This window comes from Mesorhizobium sp. M7A.F.Ca.CA.001.04.2.1 (assembly GCF_003998485.1).
GTDB classification, from domain to species: Bacteria; Pseudomonadota; Alphaproteobacteria; order Rhizobiales; family Rhizobiaceae; genus Mesorhizobium; species Mesorhizobium ciceri.
In genome coordinates this window covers 67736-85171 of record NZ_RZQT01000002.1, presented here as the reverse complement: position 1 = coordinate 85171, position 17436 = coordinate 67736, and the positions used below count along the sequence as shown (strand labels likewise).

Below are 17436 nucleotides of genomic sequence, written 5' to 3'. Positions count from 1 at the left end.
ACCCAGTCGCAACGCAGCTCAAAGTCAAGCAAGGGCGCATTTACAACCCTCGAGATCCGAGTCGCTTCCCTGTTAGGGCGCTTTCGTTTCCCTGTTAGGCCGAATAGGGAATTTCCTCCCAAGAGATTGAAACCGCTCCGGGATTTAAGGTCGAATTTGGCTCGGGCGTCAAGAATCGCCGAGAATTCGCTGTGTTCGGCGCCTAACAGGGAAAATCAGACAGAGACTGGTTCGCTAGTGACTGCCAGCACCACCATTACCTAAGTCTTTTATTATATTGTGTAATTATCGCCTTTATCCAGAAACGCACACCTGGAGCGGGCGACGTATCTATGGCGCAAAGACTCGGGATTCTTCTTCCAGATGCGAATCCCTGCCGGGCAGGTCGCAACCTTGGATCAACCCCTCTCCGGGTATGGCTCGGGGCACTGACAAAGCGCGAGACGCAGCGGCGGGCGACGACGCTCGCGGTCGTGGCAATCGGGGGCTGAACGCTGGCATGGACAGGGAGACGCTGACACGCAGCCTGAAAGCCTTGGTGGCGGAGCTTGAAGGACTCCGGCGCGACGAGTTTTCGGCGGGGCTTGGGGGCTCGGTGCTCACAGTGCCGCGCGCATTGGTTCAAATCCTGGAGAGGGACTGCCGCCGCCCCATGACATGAAGTGCCAAGACAACACCTTGGCTGGACCATCAAGCCGCCGGCACAAAAATCAGCATCGTCGGTCTGTAATGTCATCAAGAGCTTCGATCCTTGAAGCGGTTCCAGAGATGCATGCGGTTCGCGACCTGCACGGCGACCGGATGGAACGGAACCGGTTTCATGTTGGTGACCGGCAAAGGCATCTGCTCGTCCCGGCGCCGGCCTGCCGCCCAGCGGCCGATTTCCTGGCCAAGTGACATTGCCAATGCCACGCCGCGGCCGGAATAGACGCCACCAAACACGAGGCCGGGTGCCAAGCGATAGAGGCGAGGTCTGCGATCAGGCACCACGGCAAAGGTGCCATGCCAGTATTCCACGATCGGCGGTTCGCCGCCGAATGCGCGAAAAGCCTTGCCCAGCATGCTCGAGACCTTGGCGCAACCGCGGTCGGCCTCGTCGAACCAGAATGTATGCGTGCCGCCGCTCACCAGCCGGCCGTCGACGTCGTAGTGGAAATAGCGGATGTCGTTGCGCATGTCGGACACCGCGGGGTTGCCGACAAGGATCTGGGTGCGCAGGCCTTCCGGCAGCGGGTTTGTCGCGGCCTGGAAAACCTTGAACGGCATCAGTGTCTTCTTCAGCCCAGGCCAGAGGTCGCCGGTAAGCGCATTCGTGGCAAGCACCACTTGTGGCGCCGTGACGCTTCCCGTTGCGGTGAAGACGCGCCAGCCGCCTTCCACCTTCTCGATGCCAGACGCCGCGGCGTTCTCGAAGATGGTCACGCCTTCGCGCTCAAGGGCGCCGGCAAGGCCAATGGTCATGGCGAACGGATTGATGTGGCCGGAATTGTGCACCATCCAGCCGCCGAGATAGGGGCTGCCGATGCGCGCGCTGGCTTCGGCCCGGTCAAGCCAGGAAACATTGGCGCCGAAGGCTTTCCACTCTTCGTAGAACTGGCGCGCGCGGGCAAGCGTGGTGTCGGTGTGAGCGGGCTGGATCCAGCCTTCCTGAACCTGGTGGGCGTCTATGTTGAAGCGCTGCATCAGGCCGAAGGCGACGCCGGCCGCATCCGCAACCATGCGATTGTAGCGCTCACCGATCGTCTTGCCGTAGACCGCCTCGAACTCCGCCGGCGAGGCCTTGGAATGGTGGGAGATGACAAGGCCGTTGTTGCGGCCCGACGCTGCCGATCCGATCTCGTTGCTCTCAAGCAGGATGACGTTCACGCCGCTGTCGCGCGCGCCGAGTGCCGCGGCCATGCCGGTGAAGCCGCCGCCGACCACCAGCACGTCCGTCTTCAGGTCGCCTTGCGGTGCCGGTGCGGCCGGGCGCCTGTTCGCGGTCTTGCGCCACAGATGCGGCGTCTTCCAGTCGACCTCAAACATGAAGGACGTCCTCGCTGGCGCCGCCGAGATAGTGTTCCCTCAGGGCCGAATGCGCGGCCATTTCCTGCGCCGGGCCATGCAGCTTCACCTTGCCGGTGTTGAGCAGGTAGGCGTAGTCGCCGCATTCGAGCGCCAGCTGAACGTTCTGCTCGACGAGCAGGATCGAAATGCCGTTGCGCGACAGGTCGAGGATGATGCGGAAGATCTGGTGGACGATCTTCGGGGCAAGACCGAGAGACGGCTCGTCGAGCATCAGAAGCTTCGGCTCGGCCATAAGCGCGCGCCCGATCGCCAGCATCTGCTGCTGGCCGCCGGACATGCGGCTTGCCATGCCGTTGCGCCGTTCTTTGAGCACAGGAAACAGCTCGAACACCTCGGCGCGCAACGCCTCGAAACTCTTCCCGCCGCGACCGATATGGGCCGCGACCAAGTTTTCCTCCACCGTCAGGCGCTGGAAGATCTGGCGGCCTTCCGGGCAGTGGGTGATGCCGAGACGCACGACCTGTTCGGGCCGCATCCCGGTGATATCGCGGCCTTCGAAGGCGATGCTGCCGGCGGAGGGCCGCGCAACACCGGAGATTGAGTTGAGCAGCGTTGTCTTGCCGGCGCCGTTGGGACCCAGGATGACGACGATCTCGTGCGGATCGACGTCAATGCTGATGGCCTCAAGAACGCCGACGCGTCCGTATCCCGAGCTGAGCCCGGCGATCCTGAGCAGCGGCCCGGATGTCGTCGATGTCATTGGCGGTTCCCAGATAGGCGAGTTGGACGTCGGTGCTTGCCTGCACTTCGGAGGGCGTGCCCCGGAAGAGCAGCTTTCCGTGATGCATGACGATGATGCTGTCGCAGAGCGTCATGACGAGATCCATGTCGTGCTCGACGACGATCATGATCCGGTCGGGCGAACGCAACGCGGTGAGTTTTGCCGTCAGCTCCGCCGTCTCGTGGTGGTTCAATCCGGCGGCGGGCTCGTCGAGCAGCAGGACGCGCGGATTGGCGACCAAGGCGCGGGCGATCTCCAGCATGCGCTGTCGGCCATAGGGCAGGCCCCCGGCATCGACGTCGGCGTAGCCCTGAAGGTCAAAAAACCTTAGGATTTCCATGCATTTCTCACGCCGGCGCCGGCGCTGGGCGTTGGCATAGGGTGGCCAGATCACTTCGCTCCAGGCGGCCGCAACCTCGGCGGGATAGAAACAGACTTCAAGGTTCTCGATCGCCGACATCTGGTCGAAGAGGCGGATGTTCTGATAGGTGCGGGCAATTCCCGAATTGGCGATCTGGTATTTCTTGAGTTTGTCGAGACGCTTGCCGTCGAGCGTGATCGAGCCCGACGACACTGTGTAGGAACCAGCCGTCATGTTGATCAGCGTCGACTTGCCGGCGCCGTTCGGTCCGATCACGCCGTGGATCATGCCGGGAGCGAAGTCGGTCGACACGTCGTCGATGGCGACGACCTCGCCATACACCTTGCGAAGGCTCTGAAAGACCAGCGTCATTTTCCGAAAAGCCCTCGGATCAGTTTCTCCGGCCCGAAGCTGCGCGGCACGATGCCGGCCGGGCGCGCGATGATCAGCGAGATCATCAAAAGACCGAGGAAGAGGATGCGCCATTCGGCGAATTCGCGCAGCAGCTCCGGCAGCAGGATCAGGATTGCCGCGCCGGCGACGATGCCGAAGATGTTGCCGATGCCGCCGACCACGATCATCAGCACGATCAGCACCGATTCCTGCAGCGTGAAGCTTTCCGGGCTGACGAAACGCTGCGATGCGGCGAAGATCGCGCCGGCTATGGAACCGATCGTGGCCGAGGTGGCGAAAGCGGCAAGCTTGGCATTGGTGGTGTTGATGCCGATGCCGCGCGCGGCGTCCTGGTCCTCGCGGATCGCCGCCCAGGCCTTGCCGAGGATGGAGCGCTCGAGCCGCCAGACCACGGTGCCGACGATGAGCACGGTGATCAGCAGCAGCCAGAAGAAGTCGATCGGCCGGGCAATCTGTATGCCGAGGATCGACGCCTTGTCCAGCCGGGCAATGCCTTGCGGCCCTCCGGTCAGCCAGTCGAGATTGTTGATGATGATGCGGATGATCTCGCCGAAGCCAAGTGTGACGATGGCCAGATAGTCGCCGCGCAATCGCAACACCGGAATGCCGAGCAATATGCCGGTGACCGCACCCAGGCAGGCGGCGACGAGCAGGATGAGCAGGAACGGCATATGCAGGCCGAGCTGCGGGCTTGCCAGCAGCCCATAGCTGTAGGCGCCGACCGCGTAGAAGGCGACGAAGCCGAGATCCAGCAGCCCGGTATAGCCGATCACGATGTTCAGGCCGATGCCGAGCAGGATGTAGATCAGCAGGCTGTTGAGGACACGGACATGGTAGTTGGGCAGGAAGGGCGTGGCCATGATCAGCGCGATCGCGATGGCGAAGACGAGCCAGGAGATGGTCCGGTTCGCACGCGGCCGGGCCGCGGCGAGAGTGTCGGCGGCGGCCATCAGAATTCCCTCTTGTACACGGTGCTTTCCTCGGAGACGGCCTCGCCGAGTATACCGGCAGGACGGACCAGAAGCACGAGTATGAGGATCGCAAAGGCGAGAACGTCGCGATACTCGGTGCCGAGCACGCCGTTTGTGACAAGGGGCAGCAGCGCGGTTCCCCACACTTCGATGAAAGCCAGGATGAAGGCGCCGAGCATGGCGCCGGGGATTGAACCGATGCCGCCGAGGATGGCCGCGGTGAAGGCCTTCAGCCCGATGACGGCGCCCATGCTGGGCGACATGATGCCATAGTAACTGGAATAGAGGATGCCGCCGGCAGCGCCGAGAAGCGGCCCGACGAAGAAGACCATCGAGATGGCGCCGTTGACGTTGATGCCAAGCAGTTGTGCGGTCGGTCGGCTTTCCGATACGGCGCGCACGATGATGCCGATACGGCTCCGGTTGACCAGGACATGCAGGCCGAACATCAGCACGAAGGCGGCGATCAGGATGCCGATCTGCATCAAGGTGATGGTGCCGCCCATCACCTGATACCGGACGACGGGGAAGAAGCTGGGAAAGGCGACCGGCTGTGGGCCGGCCAGGATCTGCACCCCGGTGACGAGCGACAATGAGACGCCGAGCGAGGACAGCATCGGCGCGAGCCGGGTGGAGCTTCTCAGCGGTTTGTAGGCAACCCTTTCGATGCCGACGCCAATGAGGCCGACGAGGAAGATCGCCACGAGAAAGGCCGCGGTCAGCGCCAGCGCGCCCGACATCCCGACATCGCCGACCAGCAGGCTGAGCGCCAGAAACGCTACATAGGCGCCGAGCATGAACATCTCGCCATGGGCGAAGTTGATCATGCGCAACACGCCGTAGACCATGGTGTAGCCGAGCGCGATCAAGGCGTAGATCGAGCCGATGGTCAGGGCATTTACCGTTTGTTGGATAAGATTTCCCAGCATGGGCCGGCGTCCTGTGCCTGCAACCCCATGGACCGGTCGAACCGGGAAGGGGAATGGTCGACGTGGCCGCCCGTACTTGCGGCAGGCACGCCCGTCAACAGGTGAAGGAGCCGCTTCGCGCGTAGCGATGCGGCTCCGGCGGTCTGGCTGCTATTTCGAACCGACGAGATGGAAGCCCGTTCCCTCCACCTTGTAGAGGTAGGATGGGGCGACTTTGAGTTCGCCGGTTTCGTCGAATTCCAGCTCGCCGACGACGGTCTTCGCCTTGACTGCATGCAATGCCGCGTTGAGGTCCTCACGCGTGAGGCCTTTCGTCGTCTTCAGCACCTGTTCCAAAATCTGGCCCTGTACATAGCCGTAGATCGAATACGGGCCGGCTTCCTCACCATACTTCGCCTTGTAGAGTTTGGCGAAATCGGCGATCTCGGGGGAGGCATCCATCGGCGGCACCTGGATCGCGACAAGCGTGCCCTGGATATTGGCTTCGCCCGCCTGTTTGATGAGGTCCGGCGTGTAGCCGCCGTCCGGCACCATTAGCACGGCGGCGATACCTTGCTCGTGCATCTGCTTGGCAAACAGCGCAAGCTGCGGCATGACGGCGCCGAGATAGATCGCATCGGGCTTCTTGGACTTGATCTGGGCCAGCACAGCGGTGAAGTCCACATCGGACGGCGCCACGGCAATGGTATCGAGGACCTTGCCGCCGCCGGTCTCGAAGTTCTTGGCGAAGATTTCGGAAATGCCCTGGCCGAAGACCTGCTTGTCGTTGACGATCACGGCTGTCTTGGCGCCGAGCTTGCCCAGCGCATATTCGGCTGGCAACAATGCGCCGGCCAGATCGTTGGCCACCGGGCGCACCATGAACTTGTAGCCCTGCTTGGTGAGAGACGGATTGGAGCCGAAGGTCATGGTCGGCAGCGTGCAGTCTTCATAGATCGGCAGCGTCGACTGGGCGACGCCGGAATTGAAGTTCACCAGGCCAAGCACGACCTTGTCATTGTCGCAGAATTTCTGGGCGACGAGCGTTCCCTCGCGCGGGTCGGCCTTGTCGTCCTGCTGGTCATAGGCAATGGTGACGCCATTGACGCCGCCATCGGCGTTCAGCCTGTCGACGTAGAGCTTGAAGCCATTGTGCCAGGTGCTGCCGAAATAGGCCTGCGCGCCCGAGAGCGGCGCGGACATTCCGACGGTAATCTGCTCGGCCATGGCCGGCGCCGCAAAAAGCGAGGCGCCGAGAAGAAGTGTGGCGATAGATTTTTTCATCATGGTTCCCCTTAGCTGCTGACTACGACAGGGGGAGGCCGTTGCGGTCTTCTTCCCCGTGTAAGCCCATCGAAGCAGACAAAGAGATCGTCGTCAAGAAAGTGTCGACACTATTGCGTTCAATTTTGTGCTCAGATATCGATTATGCGTCGCGAGCCCTTCGGCGACGCTTCAGCTCGGCCCCATTGTCGGGCGCGAAAACCTTGAGCAAGGCGTCCTTGAGCGCTTGCTGCGTGGCGGAGACGGTCATTTCGATATGTTCGCGCAACAGTTTCGCGCCGTTCTCGGCATCGCGCTTGACGGCGGCCTCGACGATGGCCGAATGGGAGGTGATCTGTGCCTTGTCATGCGAAGGATGTTCGATCTGGATGCGGCGGATGAAGCGGATGCGCGCATTGATGGAGCTGAGCTGGCCGACAAGTTCCGGATTTCCGGAGAGTTCGGCGATGAGCAGATGGAAGCCTTCGTCCTCGGCCAGGATGACATCCGGCGGCTGGTCCGGGTAGGCATCGACGATCGCTTCCCAGTAGCTCCGCAGTCGGTCGATTTCGCTGTCGTCGGCGCGCTCGCACATCAGTTTGAAAGCAGCGCACTCGATGATCGAGCGGAACTCGTAGAGATCGAGCAGGCCCTCGGTGCTGAGGCTTCTGACGAAAAAGCCTCGATTGGGCGTGAGCGAAACGAAACCCTCGGAGGCGAGCCGGTTCAGCGCCTCGCGGATCGGTGTGCGCGAAACGCCGAGGCTGCGCGAAAGCTGGACCTCGTTGATGCGTTCCCCGGGCTTCAGCTTGAATTCGACCAGGAGCTTGCGGATGGTGTTGTAGGCGCGTTCGCTGCTATCGGCTGCGCGGCGCGTCTCCGCTTCAGCGGCAAGGGACGGGTCGCTATCGGCACTGGTCTCGGCTCGTTCGGTCACGACGGTTCTCATCTGATTTGTATGCAGGCTGTGTCGACACTTTGTAGAGCGCCTTTCTTTCCCAACTTCGTGTGAATGGCAAGCAGCAGGTTCAAATCCGGGGGACAACAATGATTGTAGGCATTCTTGGGGTCGGGCATCTGGCGACGTCCATGCTGGCTGGGTTCTTGCGTTCCGGGCTTGATCCCGCGGCGATCGTGCTGTCGCCGCGGGGCAAGGCGGCGGCACTCTCCGCCCGGCACGGTTTTCGGCTGGCAATCGACAATCGCGATCTCGTCGAACAGTCCGATATCGTCATTGTTGCGGTGCGGCCCGTGCATGCGCCGGACGCGGTCGCTGGCCTGCCGTGGCGCACGGACCAAACAATGGTTTCGGTTTGCGCCGGCGTAGCGCTATCGCGGTTTGCTGTCGCGCCTGCGTGCGCGGTGCGCGCCATGCCGTTCACGGCTTCCGAAATCTGTGCCAGTCCGACGATCTATTTCCCCGACCTCGAGCAGGCGCGGGCGGTCCTCGACCGGCTTGGCCCCTCGATCGCTCTGGCCAGCGAAACGGACTTCGAGTTGGCGACGGTCAATGCCGCCATCTATGGCTGGGTGCAGGATCTGATCCGCAGGACGACTGAATGGTCGAGTGCGCGAGGTCTCGATCCGGCAATTGGCCGCCGGCTGACGGCGATGACGTTCGTGGCCGCCGGGCGGCTGATTGAGGAGAAAGACCAGCCAATGCATCAGATGCTCGAGGAGCTGGTGACACCGGGCGGCATCACCGAGCGGGGTCTGCAGGTGCTTTCGGCGCGCGGAGTGCCTGCGGCCTGGGAGGAGGCCTGCATGGCCGTGCTCGACAAATTGACCGAGCCGGACTGAGGCGCGGCGTCGCTGACGCCACGCATGCTCATCGTTGCGGCGCGGGCGGATAGGTATGGCCGCCGGGCGCCTGTTCGCTCGGCGCGACGGTCAGTTCGGTGATGTCGACATGATCCGGCATCCGCAGCGCGGTAGCAAGCACGGCGGCAATGTCGGCCGGGCCGAGCGGCCGCTGTTGCGAGTACATGCGCTTGTGCAGGTCCTCGCGGTCGCCGTCGAAGGCCTTCAGATAGAAATCCGTTTCCACACGGCCCGGGGCGATCTCGGTCAGCCGCACGCCGGTGCCCGCGAGATCATAGCGCAGGATGCGACCGGCCTGGGAAAGGCCGGCCTTGGCCGCACCGTAGGTCGTCGTGCCGGGAAAAACGCCGCTGGCTGCCGTGCTGGTCAGGTTGAAGATGTGGCCACGCTTGCGCGCGATCATGCCCGGCAGCAACATGCGGATGAGTTGCAAGGGTGCGGTGAGGTTCAGCGCCACCACCTCGGCTGTTTCCTCCGCGCTCTGTTCGTGCAGGGGGCGCACGGTCGCCAGACCGCCGGCATTGTTGACCAGGACATCGATTTCCGCCGCGCCGAGCGCAGAAGCGATCGCCTCGTTGTCGCGCACATCGGCGACAAGCGGTTTCACGCGTGGCCCGAGCCTCTCCTGCAGGACCTGTAGCGCGCCACGGCTGCGCGCCAGCGCATGGACGGTCAATCCTTCCGTGACCAAGCTCTCGACGATTGCAGCGCCGATGCCTTTCGAGGCGCCGGTGACGAGGGCAGTGCGGTAGTCCATTGCCGTTCTCCTGAACCGTGATGATCAGAGCAATTCCAGGAAAAGTGTGAAACGGTTTTCTGTCCGGAATTGCGTCAAAACAAAGAGTTAGAGCGCGCCGCGTTCGGCTACCGTTTTCAAAATGCCGACCAGGCCTGCCTCGCGCGCGGCCTTCAGTTCCTCGTGGCTGCGCCCGCCCACCGCCGCATTTGTCGAAGCCGTGATCGCGCGGATGGTCTCGCTGTCAAGCTTTGCGTCGAGCAGCGTGTCCCAGATCGCCTGATAGGTCGGGCCGTATTTGCGCAGGAAGTCCTCGATGCCATCGGCGTTGAGGCTGTTGGAGATGAACGAACCTTGCAGGGTCCATTTCGCGCCCGGCCCATACATGAAGGCACGATCCACGTCCTCGACCGAGGCGACGCCGTCTCGCACCAGAGCGATCGCCTCGCGCCACATGGCGCCCATCAGGCGCAAGGCGATATGGCCGGTCACCTCCCAGTTGAGCGTTACCGGCTTCTTGCCGATGGCTTCGTAGATGGCGTGTGCCCGGGCGATCGCCTGCGGATCGGATGCCTTGCCGCCGACGATCTCGACCAGCGGCATCAGATGCGCCGGATTGAAGGGATGACCGAGCACGACGCGGCCGGGCAGGCGGCACTCACCCTGCATGTCGGACACCAGCAGGGCCGAGGAGGATGAAGCAATCACGACCTCATCGCCAATATGGTCTTCGATGTCGGCCAGCAGCCGGCGCTTGAGGGCCAGGTCTTCCGGACCGTTCTCCTGCACGAAATCGACGCCTTCGAGCGTCTCGGCGAGCGTCGGAAAAAGATGGATCTCGCCGGGCGCGTACGAGGTTCCTTTCAACGCATCGAGGTCGGCCATGAGTTCAGGCAGCACCTCATTGAAAGCCTGTTCGCGCCGCTCAGTCGGATCAAACACGCGCACCGTGTGGCCGGCATGGGCAAAGCAAGCCGTCCAGCGCTGCCCGATGACGCCGAAACCGACAATGCCGATGGTCAGTTTTTCCATCACCCGACCCTCCTGCCGTCAAGCGCTGCGCGGAAGGCCTCGTTGAGGTCGTTCCACGGGATGAGAAGATCGAGCCAGGCGCCGATCCGCCCGGTAGCCAGGATCGCCTCGTCGATCAAGGCACCGAACGGATAGTTGCCGTCCATCGCCGCCTTGAGCCGGAAAAGCAGGGCAGGCGTTTCCTCCATGTGGCAGAAATCGCGCAGCCGGGTCGCGGTCTTGTCGAGCGCGATTGCTGCCGCCTGGCGCAGCACCAATTCGTCCTTCCGGCCGCGCTCGGCGCGGATCCACCATAGGAGTTCGTGCAGCACCCGCGCTTCCGATTCTGCGGTGAAGACGGGACCTGCCGGGTGCATGATGGCGCGTGACGCGGTGACCCGGCTGATGTCGGCGGGACAGGACACCCACAGCGCCTTGCGAGCGGCAATGATATCCTGTGGCAGCGACGATGGCGGCGAAGGCTCGGACACGCCGCCATCCGACCGGACAAGCGTGCCTTCCAGGACACGGCGACCCTGGTCCCGCTTCAGTGCCGCGGCAAGCTCGGCAATGCCTTCCACCGGAGCGTCGAGATGGCCGAGGACGGTGATCTCGGCATTTTCCGCCTGGAGCGGCGCGAAGGTGATTTCGAGGAACTGCCGCACCGGCCAGTAGATGAAGGCGCCGGCGGTCGCGGAAAGCACATGCGTAGCACCCTCGATATCCTCGACGAAGGGAGCATGCCAATAGATGTGGCTGCCGGCGATCTTCGGCGTGTGCAGTTGCAGGCGCATGGGCAAGGCCGAGAGCAGCGCGCGGCGCGTGCGCTCGGCATCGCCAGTCAGGCGCAGCGGCCAGCTGCGCCCCTCGGCAGAGAAAATCAGGTCCATCTTACTTTCCAGGATTGAAGAAGGAGACGGGTTTGAGGATCTGGTTGCGCATGTCGAGAAGATAGTCGGTCTCGATCACCTTGCGCCGATAGGCCTGCCATTCGGGATCGGCCTCCATGCGGTCGCGCCGGTCCTCTCGATCGGCAAGGCTCTCATATTTCCACAAATGCACGGTGCGCGAGAGGTCGCCGATATGCGTCTGGAAGAAGCCGAAGGGCTCGCCCAAATAATGCCGCTGCATCGGCAGGCCGACGTCCTCGTAGAGTTTGAGGAAATGCGACAGCTTGTTGGGGCGGGCGGTATAGGTGCGATGGTCGAAGATCATATCGGGCACTCCTTCTGACATTCTGTCGTGGCGCCCTTGACGCGGGCGCGATGGTCTTGTCGGCTCAGCCGGCACTTCGCACCGTCTCGGCGATCAGCCGGGCGGTGAGCGCCGGTGCCTCGATCTGCGGTGCATGGCCGATGCCATCGAGAAGATGAACGGCAGTGAAGCCCGGCGCGCGGGCCGCATGGGCGACCGGGATGACGCGATCGAGCCTGCCCCAGATGAGCCGCGTCGGGACGGCGAGTTCGCCAAGCGCGCCCGCGAGATCGAAACCCTGCGTGCCGTCCGGGAACAGGCTTTCGGCCATCGCAGTGAGCGCGTCGCGATTGCCGGTCTTTTCCAGCTGTCTGAGTGCGGCCTGCGCATAACCGATCGGCAGGGCCGAGGGGTCGCCGACCATGACCGCCAGCCATCGCTCAAGCGCCTGGACGGTTGTTGCGCGGGCGAGCCCGGCAAGGAAGCCCGCATTGATCTCGGGGCCGAGCCCGCCAGGGGCAAGGAGTGTGACAGAGCGTACCGTAAAACGGCCCAGTCGTGCGAGCGCCAGAGCCGCCGCGCCGCCGAGCGAATGGCCGACGAGATGGGCATTGCCGACGCCCATGCCCTCCAGCCGGTCGGAGAGGAGGAAGGCGATCTCCTCGATGCTGCTTGCAGGTCTTGCCGCTTCCGTACCATGGCCGGGCAAGTCGAGGCTGATCGTCTCGATCCCCGGCCCGAGCAACGGGACAACCTGCCGCCACACGGAGCGATCCGCCCCGAAGCCGTGGATGAGGACCACCGGCACCGTCTGCCGGGCCGGCGCGGCGACAGGCGATGCCTGGACTGCGGCTGGCGCCCGCTGGCCTGCACCGTCCTGTTCGTTCGTGCGAGCGGCAAGGGTGGCATCGATGTCGCGCTTCTTGATTCGTCCGCGCGGCCCGCTTCCCGAAATGGCGGCAAGGTCGAGCCCGGCCGCAGCGGCAAGCCGCCGGGCCAGCGGGCTGGCGATCGGGCGGCTGCCAGGCTGCCGGATGGAGGAAGAGGCTTCGTCAGCCACAAGCTCGCGCGGATTGGCTGCCGCGGCGGCTGCTGTCGCCGGCCCGACCGAGGCTGGCTGGCCAGCCATCGGTTTCTCGTCCGCGATCGTGCCGAGCACGGCGCCTACCGGCGCTTCCTGTCCCTCGGCGAAGAAGATTTCGGCCAGCCAGCCGTCGCGGTCGGCTTCGATCTCGGTTGCTGCCTTGGCTGTCTCTACGGTGACGAGAAGATCACCGGTCTTGACCGGATCGCCCGATTTCATCGCCCAGGCGATCACCAGTACGGTTTCCATATATTCGCCGCCGGCGCTGTCGATGCTGATCGGATGGGTCGCCATCGCCGCCGCCTCCGTCACTTCAGCGTCTTCAGCGCGGCGGCGCGGATCTTCTCGGCACTTGGCAGCATCGCCGTTTCCAGCGGCTCGGAATAGGGGATCGGCATGTCCGGCAGCGTGACGCGCGCGACCGGCGCGTCGAGCTCGTCGAAGGCGTGATCCATGATCGTTGCCGAAAGCTCGGCGGCGTAGCCGCAAAAGCGCCAGCCCTCGTTGACCACCACGGCATGGTGCGTTTTCGCGATCGAGGCGACGATGGCGTTGACATCCAGCGGGCGCAGCGACCGGAGATCGACGATCTCGGTCGAAACACCGTCGGCTGCGAGAAGATCCGCGGCTTTCAGGGCCTCGACCACCATCTTGGAGGTGGCGAATATCGAGATATCGCTGCCTTCGCGCAGGGTTGCCGCCTTGCCGAGCGGCACGGTCACATCGCCTTCCGGCACCTCGCCGCGGGTGTTGTAGAGCAGCTTGTGTTCGAGGAAGACCACCGGCTGGTCGTCGCGGATCGCGGCCTTCAGCATGCCCTTGGCGTCGGCGGGCGTCGAAGGAGCAACGACCTTGATGCCGGGTATGTGGGCAAGCATGGAATCGAGCGACTTGGAGTGCTGCGCACCGGCACCGGCGCCGCCGCCGCCCTGCGTACGCAGCACGAACGGCATCTTGACCTGGCCGTTCCAGATGTAATTGTAGATCGAGGCCTGGTTGACCAGCGCATCGAGCGTCAGCGGCACGAAATCCGCATACATGATTTCAAGCACCGGTCGCGTGCCGGTCATGGCGGCGGTCACGGCCATGGCGGTCAGCGCCTGTTCGGAGATCGGCGTGTCGCGCACCCGCGTTCCGCCGAATTCCTCCATCAGCCCCTTCGTCACCTTGAAGACGCCGCCATAGCGGCCGATGTCCTCGCCGAAGACGAAAACGGAAGGGTCGGCCTGCATCTCTTCGCGCAGTGCCGCATTGAGCGCTTCGGCATACCGCATCATGGCCATGTCAGTGTGCCTCGCTGTAGGGGTTGCAGGCCTCGTCGAGCGAGAATTCGGGCAGGGGATCGGACAGCGCGGTCTCGAATGCCTCGGCCACCTCGGCCTTGGCCGCCGCCTCGATGTCGGCGAGCTTGGTCTCGCCGACATCGCCGAGAAGTGCGTTGCGCGAAACCAGCAGCGGGTCGCGTGCCTTCCAGGCGGCGATGTCTTCCGGCTTCTGGTAGCCGCCCATGTCGGAGGTGGAGAAACCTTCGACGCGATAGGTCTTGCATTCGACCATGCCGGGGCCTTCGCCGCGCCTGGCGCGCTCGACCATGGCCGACACGGCGCGGTAGACAGCCATCGCGTCATTGCCGTCGACGATCTCGGCCGGCATCGCGTAGCCGGCGGCGCGGATCGACAGGTCCTCGACCGGCGACTGGACTTCTGAGGGAACGGTCAGGCCGAACTGGTTGTGTTCGAGCACGAAGACGACCGGCAATTTCCACAGCCCCGCCATGTTCATGGCTTCGTGGCAGATGCCGGTTTGCGCGGCGCCGTCGCCAAAGACGCACATGGCGACATTGCCGGTGCCGAGGATCTGCATCGACAGCGCCATGCCGGTGGCGGCTGGAATGCCTGCGCCGACAATGGCATTGCCGCCGATCACGCCCTTTTCGGCATCGGCCACAAGCATGTGGCCGGCGCGCCCGCCGCAGGCACCGGTGGCCCGCCCGAAGATCTCGGCCACCACCGGGTGTACGGCCATGCCCTTGCCGATATAGACCGCGTGGCCACGATGGGTGGTGGCGACCTTGTCGCCGGCCTCCAGCACGGCGGTCGCGGCGACGCCGACGGCTTCCTGGCCATCGCAGCGATGGATCGGACCGCGCGTGCATCCTTCCTTGTGAAGCGCCCCAAGGCCCTCTTCGAGATGCCGCACCAGCAGCATCCGGCGATAGATTTCCAGATGTTGTTCGACGGAAGGAGTGTTTTTCACCGATATCCCCGAGTTCGTGCCGAAATTAAATACAAAAGTGTCGACACTTTGCAAGCGCTTCTGCAAGATAGGGCAAAACAAGTTTGTGAAAAGGGGATCGATCATGCGTTTGAAGGGCAAAGCGGCCATCGTCACCGGAGCCGGCGCCGGTATCGGCGCGGCCGTCACGGAACTGTTTGCGAAGGAGGGCGCGCGCGTTCTGGTCGTCGATCGCGACGGCGCGCGGGCCGGCGAGGTGGCCGGCAGGACCGGAGCGCTGGCCTGGGAGGCGGACGTCTCGGACGAAGTCTCCGTGGCGACGATGGTGCGCCGCGCGCAAGAGGCCTTCGGCCGGGTGGACATTCTGGTCAACAATGCCGGTTACGGCATACGCGGTTCGGTTGTCACCACCGCGGCGGCGGATTGGGACGCGCTCATGGCCGTGAACCTCAAGGGCGTCTTTCTCTGCTCCAAATATGTCATTCCCGTCATGGCCGAGCGCGGCGGCGGGGTGATCGTGAACACCGCCTCCAACGTGGCCCATGTCGGACTTGCCGATCGGGCAGCCTATGTCGCCTCCAAGGGCGGCGTCGCGGCGCTGACGCGTGCCATGGCGCTTGACCATGTTGCGGACAAGATCCGCGTCAACGCCGTGGCGCCGGGTGTGACCTGGTCGAGCTATTTCGAAACCATGCTGGAAACCCATCCCGATCCTCAGGGGTTTGTCGCGGCATTGAACGCGCGCTCACCGATGAATCGCGTCGCGCAGCCAGTTGAAATCGCAAATGCAATCCTGTGGCTCGCCAGTGACGAATCCTCTTTCGCCACCGGCTCGATCCTGACAGTCGACGGCGGCATGACCGCCTGGTGAGGCACGCCCCTGTCGCAAGACGAAGCCTGCCCGTTTCAGGCAACGGGCCGGATGGAACGCAGGGCACTCAGCATCTCGTCGAGGTCGGCGCAGGGCAGGCAGCCTAGGTCTGCTATATCCTTGGTCACGTCGACCGGCAGGCCCGAATTGGACTCCTTGGGCACTTCGTTCAATCGTCCGCCGATGAGCACCGGCAAGGCAAGTCCGCGTGCCGCCATCGCTGCTTTCACCGCCTGTGCATAACGCAGCGCCACGCCATTGTAAGTGCTGACGGCGATGGCATCGGCCCCGGTTTCGGCGGCGCGGGCGACGAGTGTTTCCGGGTCGACGGCCACACCGGCATCGGCGATGACGATGCCCAGGCCCTCGAGCGCCTGTTCGACGAGATATTTTCCGTGCTCATGCACGTCGGTCGTGCCGATGCAGACGGTCAGGGGTCTAGGGCTTTCCAGCGGCTTTTGCGTCGCGACCCAGGCGACGGCCTTGTGGTTGAGCTCGCGGGCCCATTCGGCATGGATCAGCGGCGTGCGTCCGCGGATGCCGTCCGCGCCCGGGCCGAACAGCGCCTCCATGCGCTTCGGCCCCATGCGGCGGATGGCGAACATCAGCGCGGCCGGGTCTTCGGTATCCACCCCGCGCTCGGCCAGCCCCTTCATGACGGCACCGGCAAAGCGACGCCCGCCTTCGACCAGCACATCGGCCATCGCCTCCACCCTGGCCCAGTCGAAGACGGGGTCGTAGAAGGGGGCGTGGAGCGTGAGCCGGTGCGCGAAGGTTTGTGCCTCGATGATCTCGTCGACATCGGGAATGCGCTGGTTCTCGGTTACCGGTACCGGATTGATCGCATGGCCGGAGGGCCATCGCCCGACAGCCAGTATGTCGGCCAGGAGATAACTCGCCAGGCTTGCGTAATTGCCTGCCGGGGTCGACTGGTAGGAAACGGTGTTGCCGAAGATCATGGTGCCTGGCGTATCGCTGACCCGCACCAGTGCGGCATGGAAGGCAGCGCGCGACAGCGGATCACTGAAGTGGTGGCCGTAGCAATGGCCGAGCCGCGCGCCGATCAGATCCTCGACGATGTGCTTTTCGACCAGCACCATGCCGAGCGCGCAGGCCATGTCGATGAACAGCCCGGCGAAGCCGTCGTCGAGATTGGAATGGACAAGGATTTCGGCATCCTGGGCCGCGATCAGGCCGAGGGCGGTGACGGTCGCTTCAGTGGTCGCCACATCATCGTCCCAGTAGGGCAGCCGGAAGGTGAAATACTGCCCCAGATTGCCGATGGCCGTTGCACCGGCGGCGATCGCGGCGCGGGTGTTTTCCACCGCGCCCGGCAGGCCGAGCATGAAGTCGCCGAAATGCGCGGCAGCGGGCGCGGCGTTGGTGATGCGGGCGAAATCCTCGGGGCCGGTGAGCACGATGCCGGTGCCGCGGGCGGCCTTTGCACGCATGGCTTGGGGATATCCCATCGACCAGTCGAGTGTGATGCCGAAACGGTCGACCGTTACCCCTGCCTTGCGGCATTGCTCATGCACCTCGCCGATCGCCGCCACGGTGCGGTCGACGCTTCTGAAGCCGATGTGGGCGTGCTGCATGACTCGCTTTTCGGCCGCTGCCTTGCGCTTCCATGCGGCTTCGGACGGCATCCCAGTCTCGGTGAGGAAGCGGCAGCTGCCGAGGCGCCAGTCGCGCGCCATGACGCGTCCTTCGGCGAGGAGGTCGGCACCAGGCTTGAGGCGCGGGTCGAGGAGGGCGGGGGCGATTTCAGCGGTCATGATA

17 protein-coding genes are annotated in these 17436 nt (G+C 64.0%); 2 read left to right on the top strand and 15 right to left on the bottom strand.

From position 1 onward, the window contains the following. Positions 1-735: 735 nt before the first annotated feature. The 7 genes from EN955_RS01225 to EN955_RS01195 form a co-directional block, all read right to left on the bottom strand. Positions 736-2025 carry an FAD-dependent oxidoreductase gene (locus EN955_RS01225; RefSeq protein ID WP_024504009.1) on the bottom strand — a complete coding sequence of 430 codons (1290 nt, stop codon included), beginning with the start codon at positions 2023-2025 and terminating at the stop codon, positions 736-738. Beyond that, on the bottom strand, positions 2018-2767 hold the full coding sequence (locus EN955_RS01220; protein ID WP_050580477.1) for an ABC transporter ATP-binding protein: 750 nt from the start codon (positions 2765-2767) through the stop codon (positions 2018-2020). The genes EN955_RS01225 and EN955_RS01220 overlap by 8 nt, the downstream gene beginning before the upstream one ends. Further along, a complete protein-coding gene (locus EN955_RS01215; protein WP_024504007.1) occupies positions 2691-3521 on the bottom strand; it encodes an ABC transporter ATP-binding protein in 831 nt (276 codons plus the stop codon). The genes EN955_RS01220 and EN955_RS01215 overlap by 77 nt, the downstream gene beginning before the upstream one ends. Then, positions 3518-4513, bottom strand: coding sequence for a hypothetical protein (locus EN955_RS01210; RefSeq protein ID WP_024504006.1), 996 nt, complete (start codon positions 4511-4513; stop codon positions 3518-3520). Before EN955_RS01210 ends, EN955_RS01215 begins: the two co-directional genes overlap by 4 nt. After that, on the bottom strand, positions 4513-5463 hold the full coding sequence (locus EN955_RS01205) for a branched-chain amino acid ABC transporter permease (protein ID WP_245265343.1): 951 nt from the start codon (positions 5461-5463) through the stop codon (positions 4513-4515). Before EN955_RS01205 ends, EN955_RS01210 begins: the two co-directional genes overlap by 1 nt. 150 nt (positions 5464-5613) lie before the next feature. Beyond that, entirely contained in the window at positions 5614-6726 is a 1113-nt protein-coding gene (locus EN955_RS01200; protein WP_024504004.1) for a branched-chain amino acid ABC transporter substrate-binding protein, read from the bottom strand. Between the two features lie 142 nt (positions 6727-6868). Then, positions 6869-7642: a GntR family transcriptional regulator gene (locus tag EN955_RS01195; RefSeq protein ID WP_024504003.1), complete on the bottom strand. Its 774-nt coding sequence runs from the start codon at positions 7640-7642 to the stop codon at positions 6869-6871. Positions 7643-7752: 110 nt separating this feature from the next. On the opposite strand from EN955_RS01195, the gene EN955_RS01190 reads away from it, so the two are divergent. Continuing rightward, positions 7753-8505, top strand: a complete 753-nt coding sequence (locus EN955_RS01190; protein WP_024504002.1) for an NAD(P)-binding domain-containing protein — start codon at positions 7753-7755, stop codon at positions 8503-8505. A gap of 28 nt (positions 8506-8533) precedes the next feature. On the opposite strand, the gene EN955_RS01185 is transcribed toward EN955_RS01190, so the two are convergent. From EN955_RS01185 to EN955_RS01155, 7 genes are all read right to left on the bottom strand, one after another. Further along, positions 8534-9283 carry an SDR family oxidoreductase gene (locus EN955_RS01185; protein ID WP_024504001.1) on the bottom strand — a complete coding sequence of 250 codons (750 nt, stop codon included), beginning with the start codon at positions 9281-9283 and terminating at the stop codon, positions 8534-8536. An 87-nt stretch (positions 9284-9370) separates the two neighbouring features. Continuing rightward, the gene (locus tag EN955_RS01180; RefSeq protein ID WP_024504000.1) at positions 9371-10294 is read right to left on the bottom strand and encodes a 3-hydroxyacyl-CoA dehydrogenase NAD-binding domain-containing protein; all 924 of its coding nucleotides are present in this window, start codon (positions 10292-10294) and stop codon (positions 9371-9373) included. Then, the gene (locus EN955_RS01175; protein ID WP_024503999.1) at positions 10294-11163 is read right to left on the bottom strand and encodes a hypothetical protein; all 870 of its coding nucleotides are present in this window, start codon (positions 11161-11163) and stop codon (positions 10294-10296) included. The genes EN955_RS01180 and EN955_RS01175 overlap by 1 nt, the downstream gene beginning before the upstream one ends. 1 nt (position 11164) lies before the next feature. Then, complete coding sequence (locus tag EN955_RS01170) at positions 11165-11488, bottom strand: NIPSNAP family protein (protein ID WP_024503998.1); 324 nt, start codon at positions 11486-11488, stop codon at positions 11165-11167. Between the two features lie 64 nt (positions 11489-11552). After that, positions 11553-12845 carry an alpha/beta fold hydrolase gene (locus tag EN955_RS01165; protein ID WP_127218931.1) on the bottom strand — a complete coding sequence of 431 codons (1293 nt, stop codon included), beginning with the start codon at positions 12843-12845 and terminating at the stop codon, positions 11553-11555. A 14-nt stretch (positions 12846-12859) separates the two neighbouring features. Further along, the gene (locus tag EN955_RS01160) at positions 12860-13834 is read right to left on the bottom strand and encodes an alpha-ketoacid dehydrogenase subunit beta (RefSeq protein ID WP_024503996.1); all 975 of its coding nucleotides are present in this window, start codon (positions 13832-13834) and stop codon (positions 12860-12862) included. Between the two features lies 1 nt (position 13835). Then, complete coding sequence (locus EN955_RS01155) at positions 13836-14807, bottom strand: thiamine pyrophosphate-dependent dehydrogenase E1 component subunit alpha (RefSeq protein ID WP_024503995.1); 972 nt, start codon at positions 14805-14807, stop codon at positions 13836-13838. Positions 14808-14910: 103 nt separating this feature from the next. Here EN955_RS01155 and EN955_RS01150 point away from each other — a divergent pair, with 103 nt between their 5' ends. Then, a complete protein-coding gene (locus tag EN955_RS01150; RefSeq protein ID WP_024503994.1) occupies positions 14911-15657 on the top strand; it encodes an SDR family oxidoreductase in 747 nt (248 codons plus the stop codon). A 35-nt stretch (positions 15658-15692) separates the two neighbouring features. Here EN955_RS01150 and EN955_RS01145 read toward each other — a convergent pair whose 3' ends face one another. Beyond that, on the bottom strand, positions 15693-17432 hold the full coding sequence (locus tag EN955_RS01145) for a cobalamin-dependent protein (protein ID WP_024503993.1): 1740 nt from the start codon (positions 17430-17432) through the stop codon (positions 15693-15695). Positions 17433-17436 lie beyond the last annotated feature (4 nt).

Excerpts from the sequence above, each read along its gene's own strand:
- EN955_RS01170 (WP_024503998.1), bottom strand. The coding sequence starts at position 11,488 with ATGATCTTCGACCATCGCACCTATACCGCCCGCCCCAACAAGCTGTCG.
- EN955_RS01165 (WP_127218931.1), bottom strand. The coding sequence starts at position 12,845 with ATGGCGACCCATCCGATCAGCATCGACAGCGCCGGCGGCGAATATATG.
- EN955_RS01150 (WP_024503994.1), top strand. The coding sequence starts at position 14,911 with ATGCGTTTGAAGGGCAAAGCGGCCATCGTCACCGGAGCCGGCGCCGGT.
- EN955_RS01145 (WP_024503993.1), bottom strand. The coding sequence starts at position 17,432 with ATGACCGCTGAAATCGCCCCCGCCCTCCTCGACCCGCGCCTCAAGCCT.
- EN955_RS01200 (WP_024504004.1), bottom strand. The coding sequence starts at position 6,726 with ATGAAAAAATCTATCGCCACACTTCTTCTCGGCGCCTCGCTTTTTGCG.
- EN955_RS01225 (WP_024504009.1), bottom strand. The coding sequence starts at position 2,025 with ATGTTTGAGGTCGACTGGAAGACGCCGCATCTGTGGCGCAAGACCGCG.
- EN955_RS01210 (WP_024504006.1), bottom strand. The coding sequence starts at position 4,513 with ATGGCCGCCGCCGACACTCTCGCCGCGGCCCGGCCGCGTGCGAACCGG.
- EN955_RS01220 (WP_050580477.1), bottom strand. The coding sequence starts at position 2,767 with ATGACATCGACGACATCCGGGCCGCTGCTCAGGATCGCCGGGCTCAGC.
- EN955_RS01185 (WP_024504001.1), bottom strand. The coding sequence starts at position 9,283 with ATGGACTACCGCACTGCCCTCGTCACCGGCGCCTCGAAAGGCATCGGC.
- EN955_RS01205 (WP_245265343.1), bottom strand. The coding sequence starts at position 5,463 with ATGCTGGGAAATCTTATCCAACAAACGGTAAATGCCCTGACCATCGGC.
- EN955_RS01180 (WP_024504000.1), bottom strand. The coding sequence starts at position 10,294 with ATGGAAAAACTGACCATCGGCATTGTCGGTTTCGGCGTCATCGGGCAG.
- EN955_RS01160 (WP_024503996.1), bottom strand. The coding sequence starts at position 13,834 with ATGGCCATGATGCGGTATGCCGAAGCGCTCAATGCGGCACTGCGCGAA.
- EN955_RS01190 (WP_024504002.1), top strand. The coding sequence starts at position 7,753 with ATGATTGTAGGCATTCTTGGGGTCGGGCATCTGGCGACGTCCATGCTG.
- EN955_RS01215 (WP_024504007.1), bottom strand. The coding sequence starts at position 3,521 with ATGACGCTGGTCTTTCAGAGCCTTCGCAAGGTGTATGGCGAGGTCGTC.
- EN955_RS01175 (WP_024503999.1), bottom strand. The coding sequence starts at position 11,163 with ATGGACCTGATTTTCTCTGCCGAGGGGCGCAGCTGGCCGCTGCGCCTG.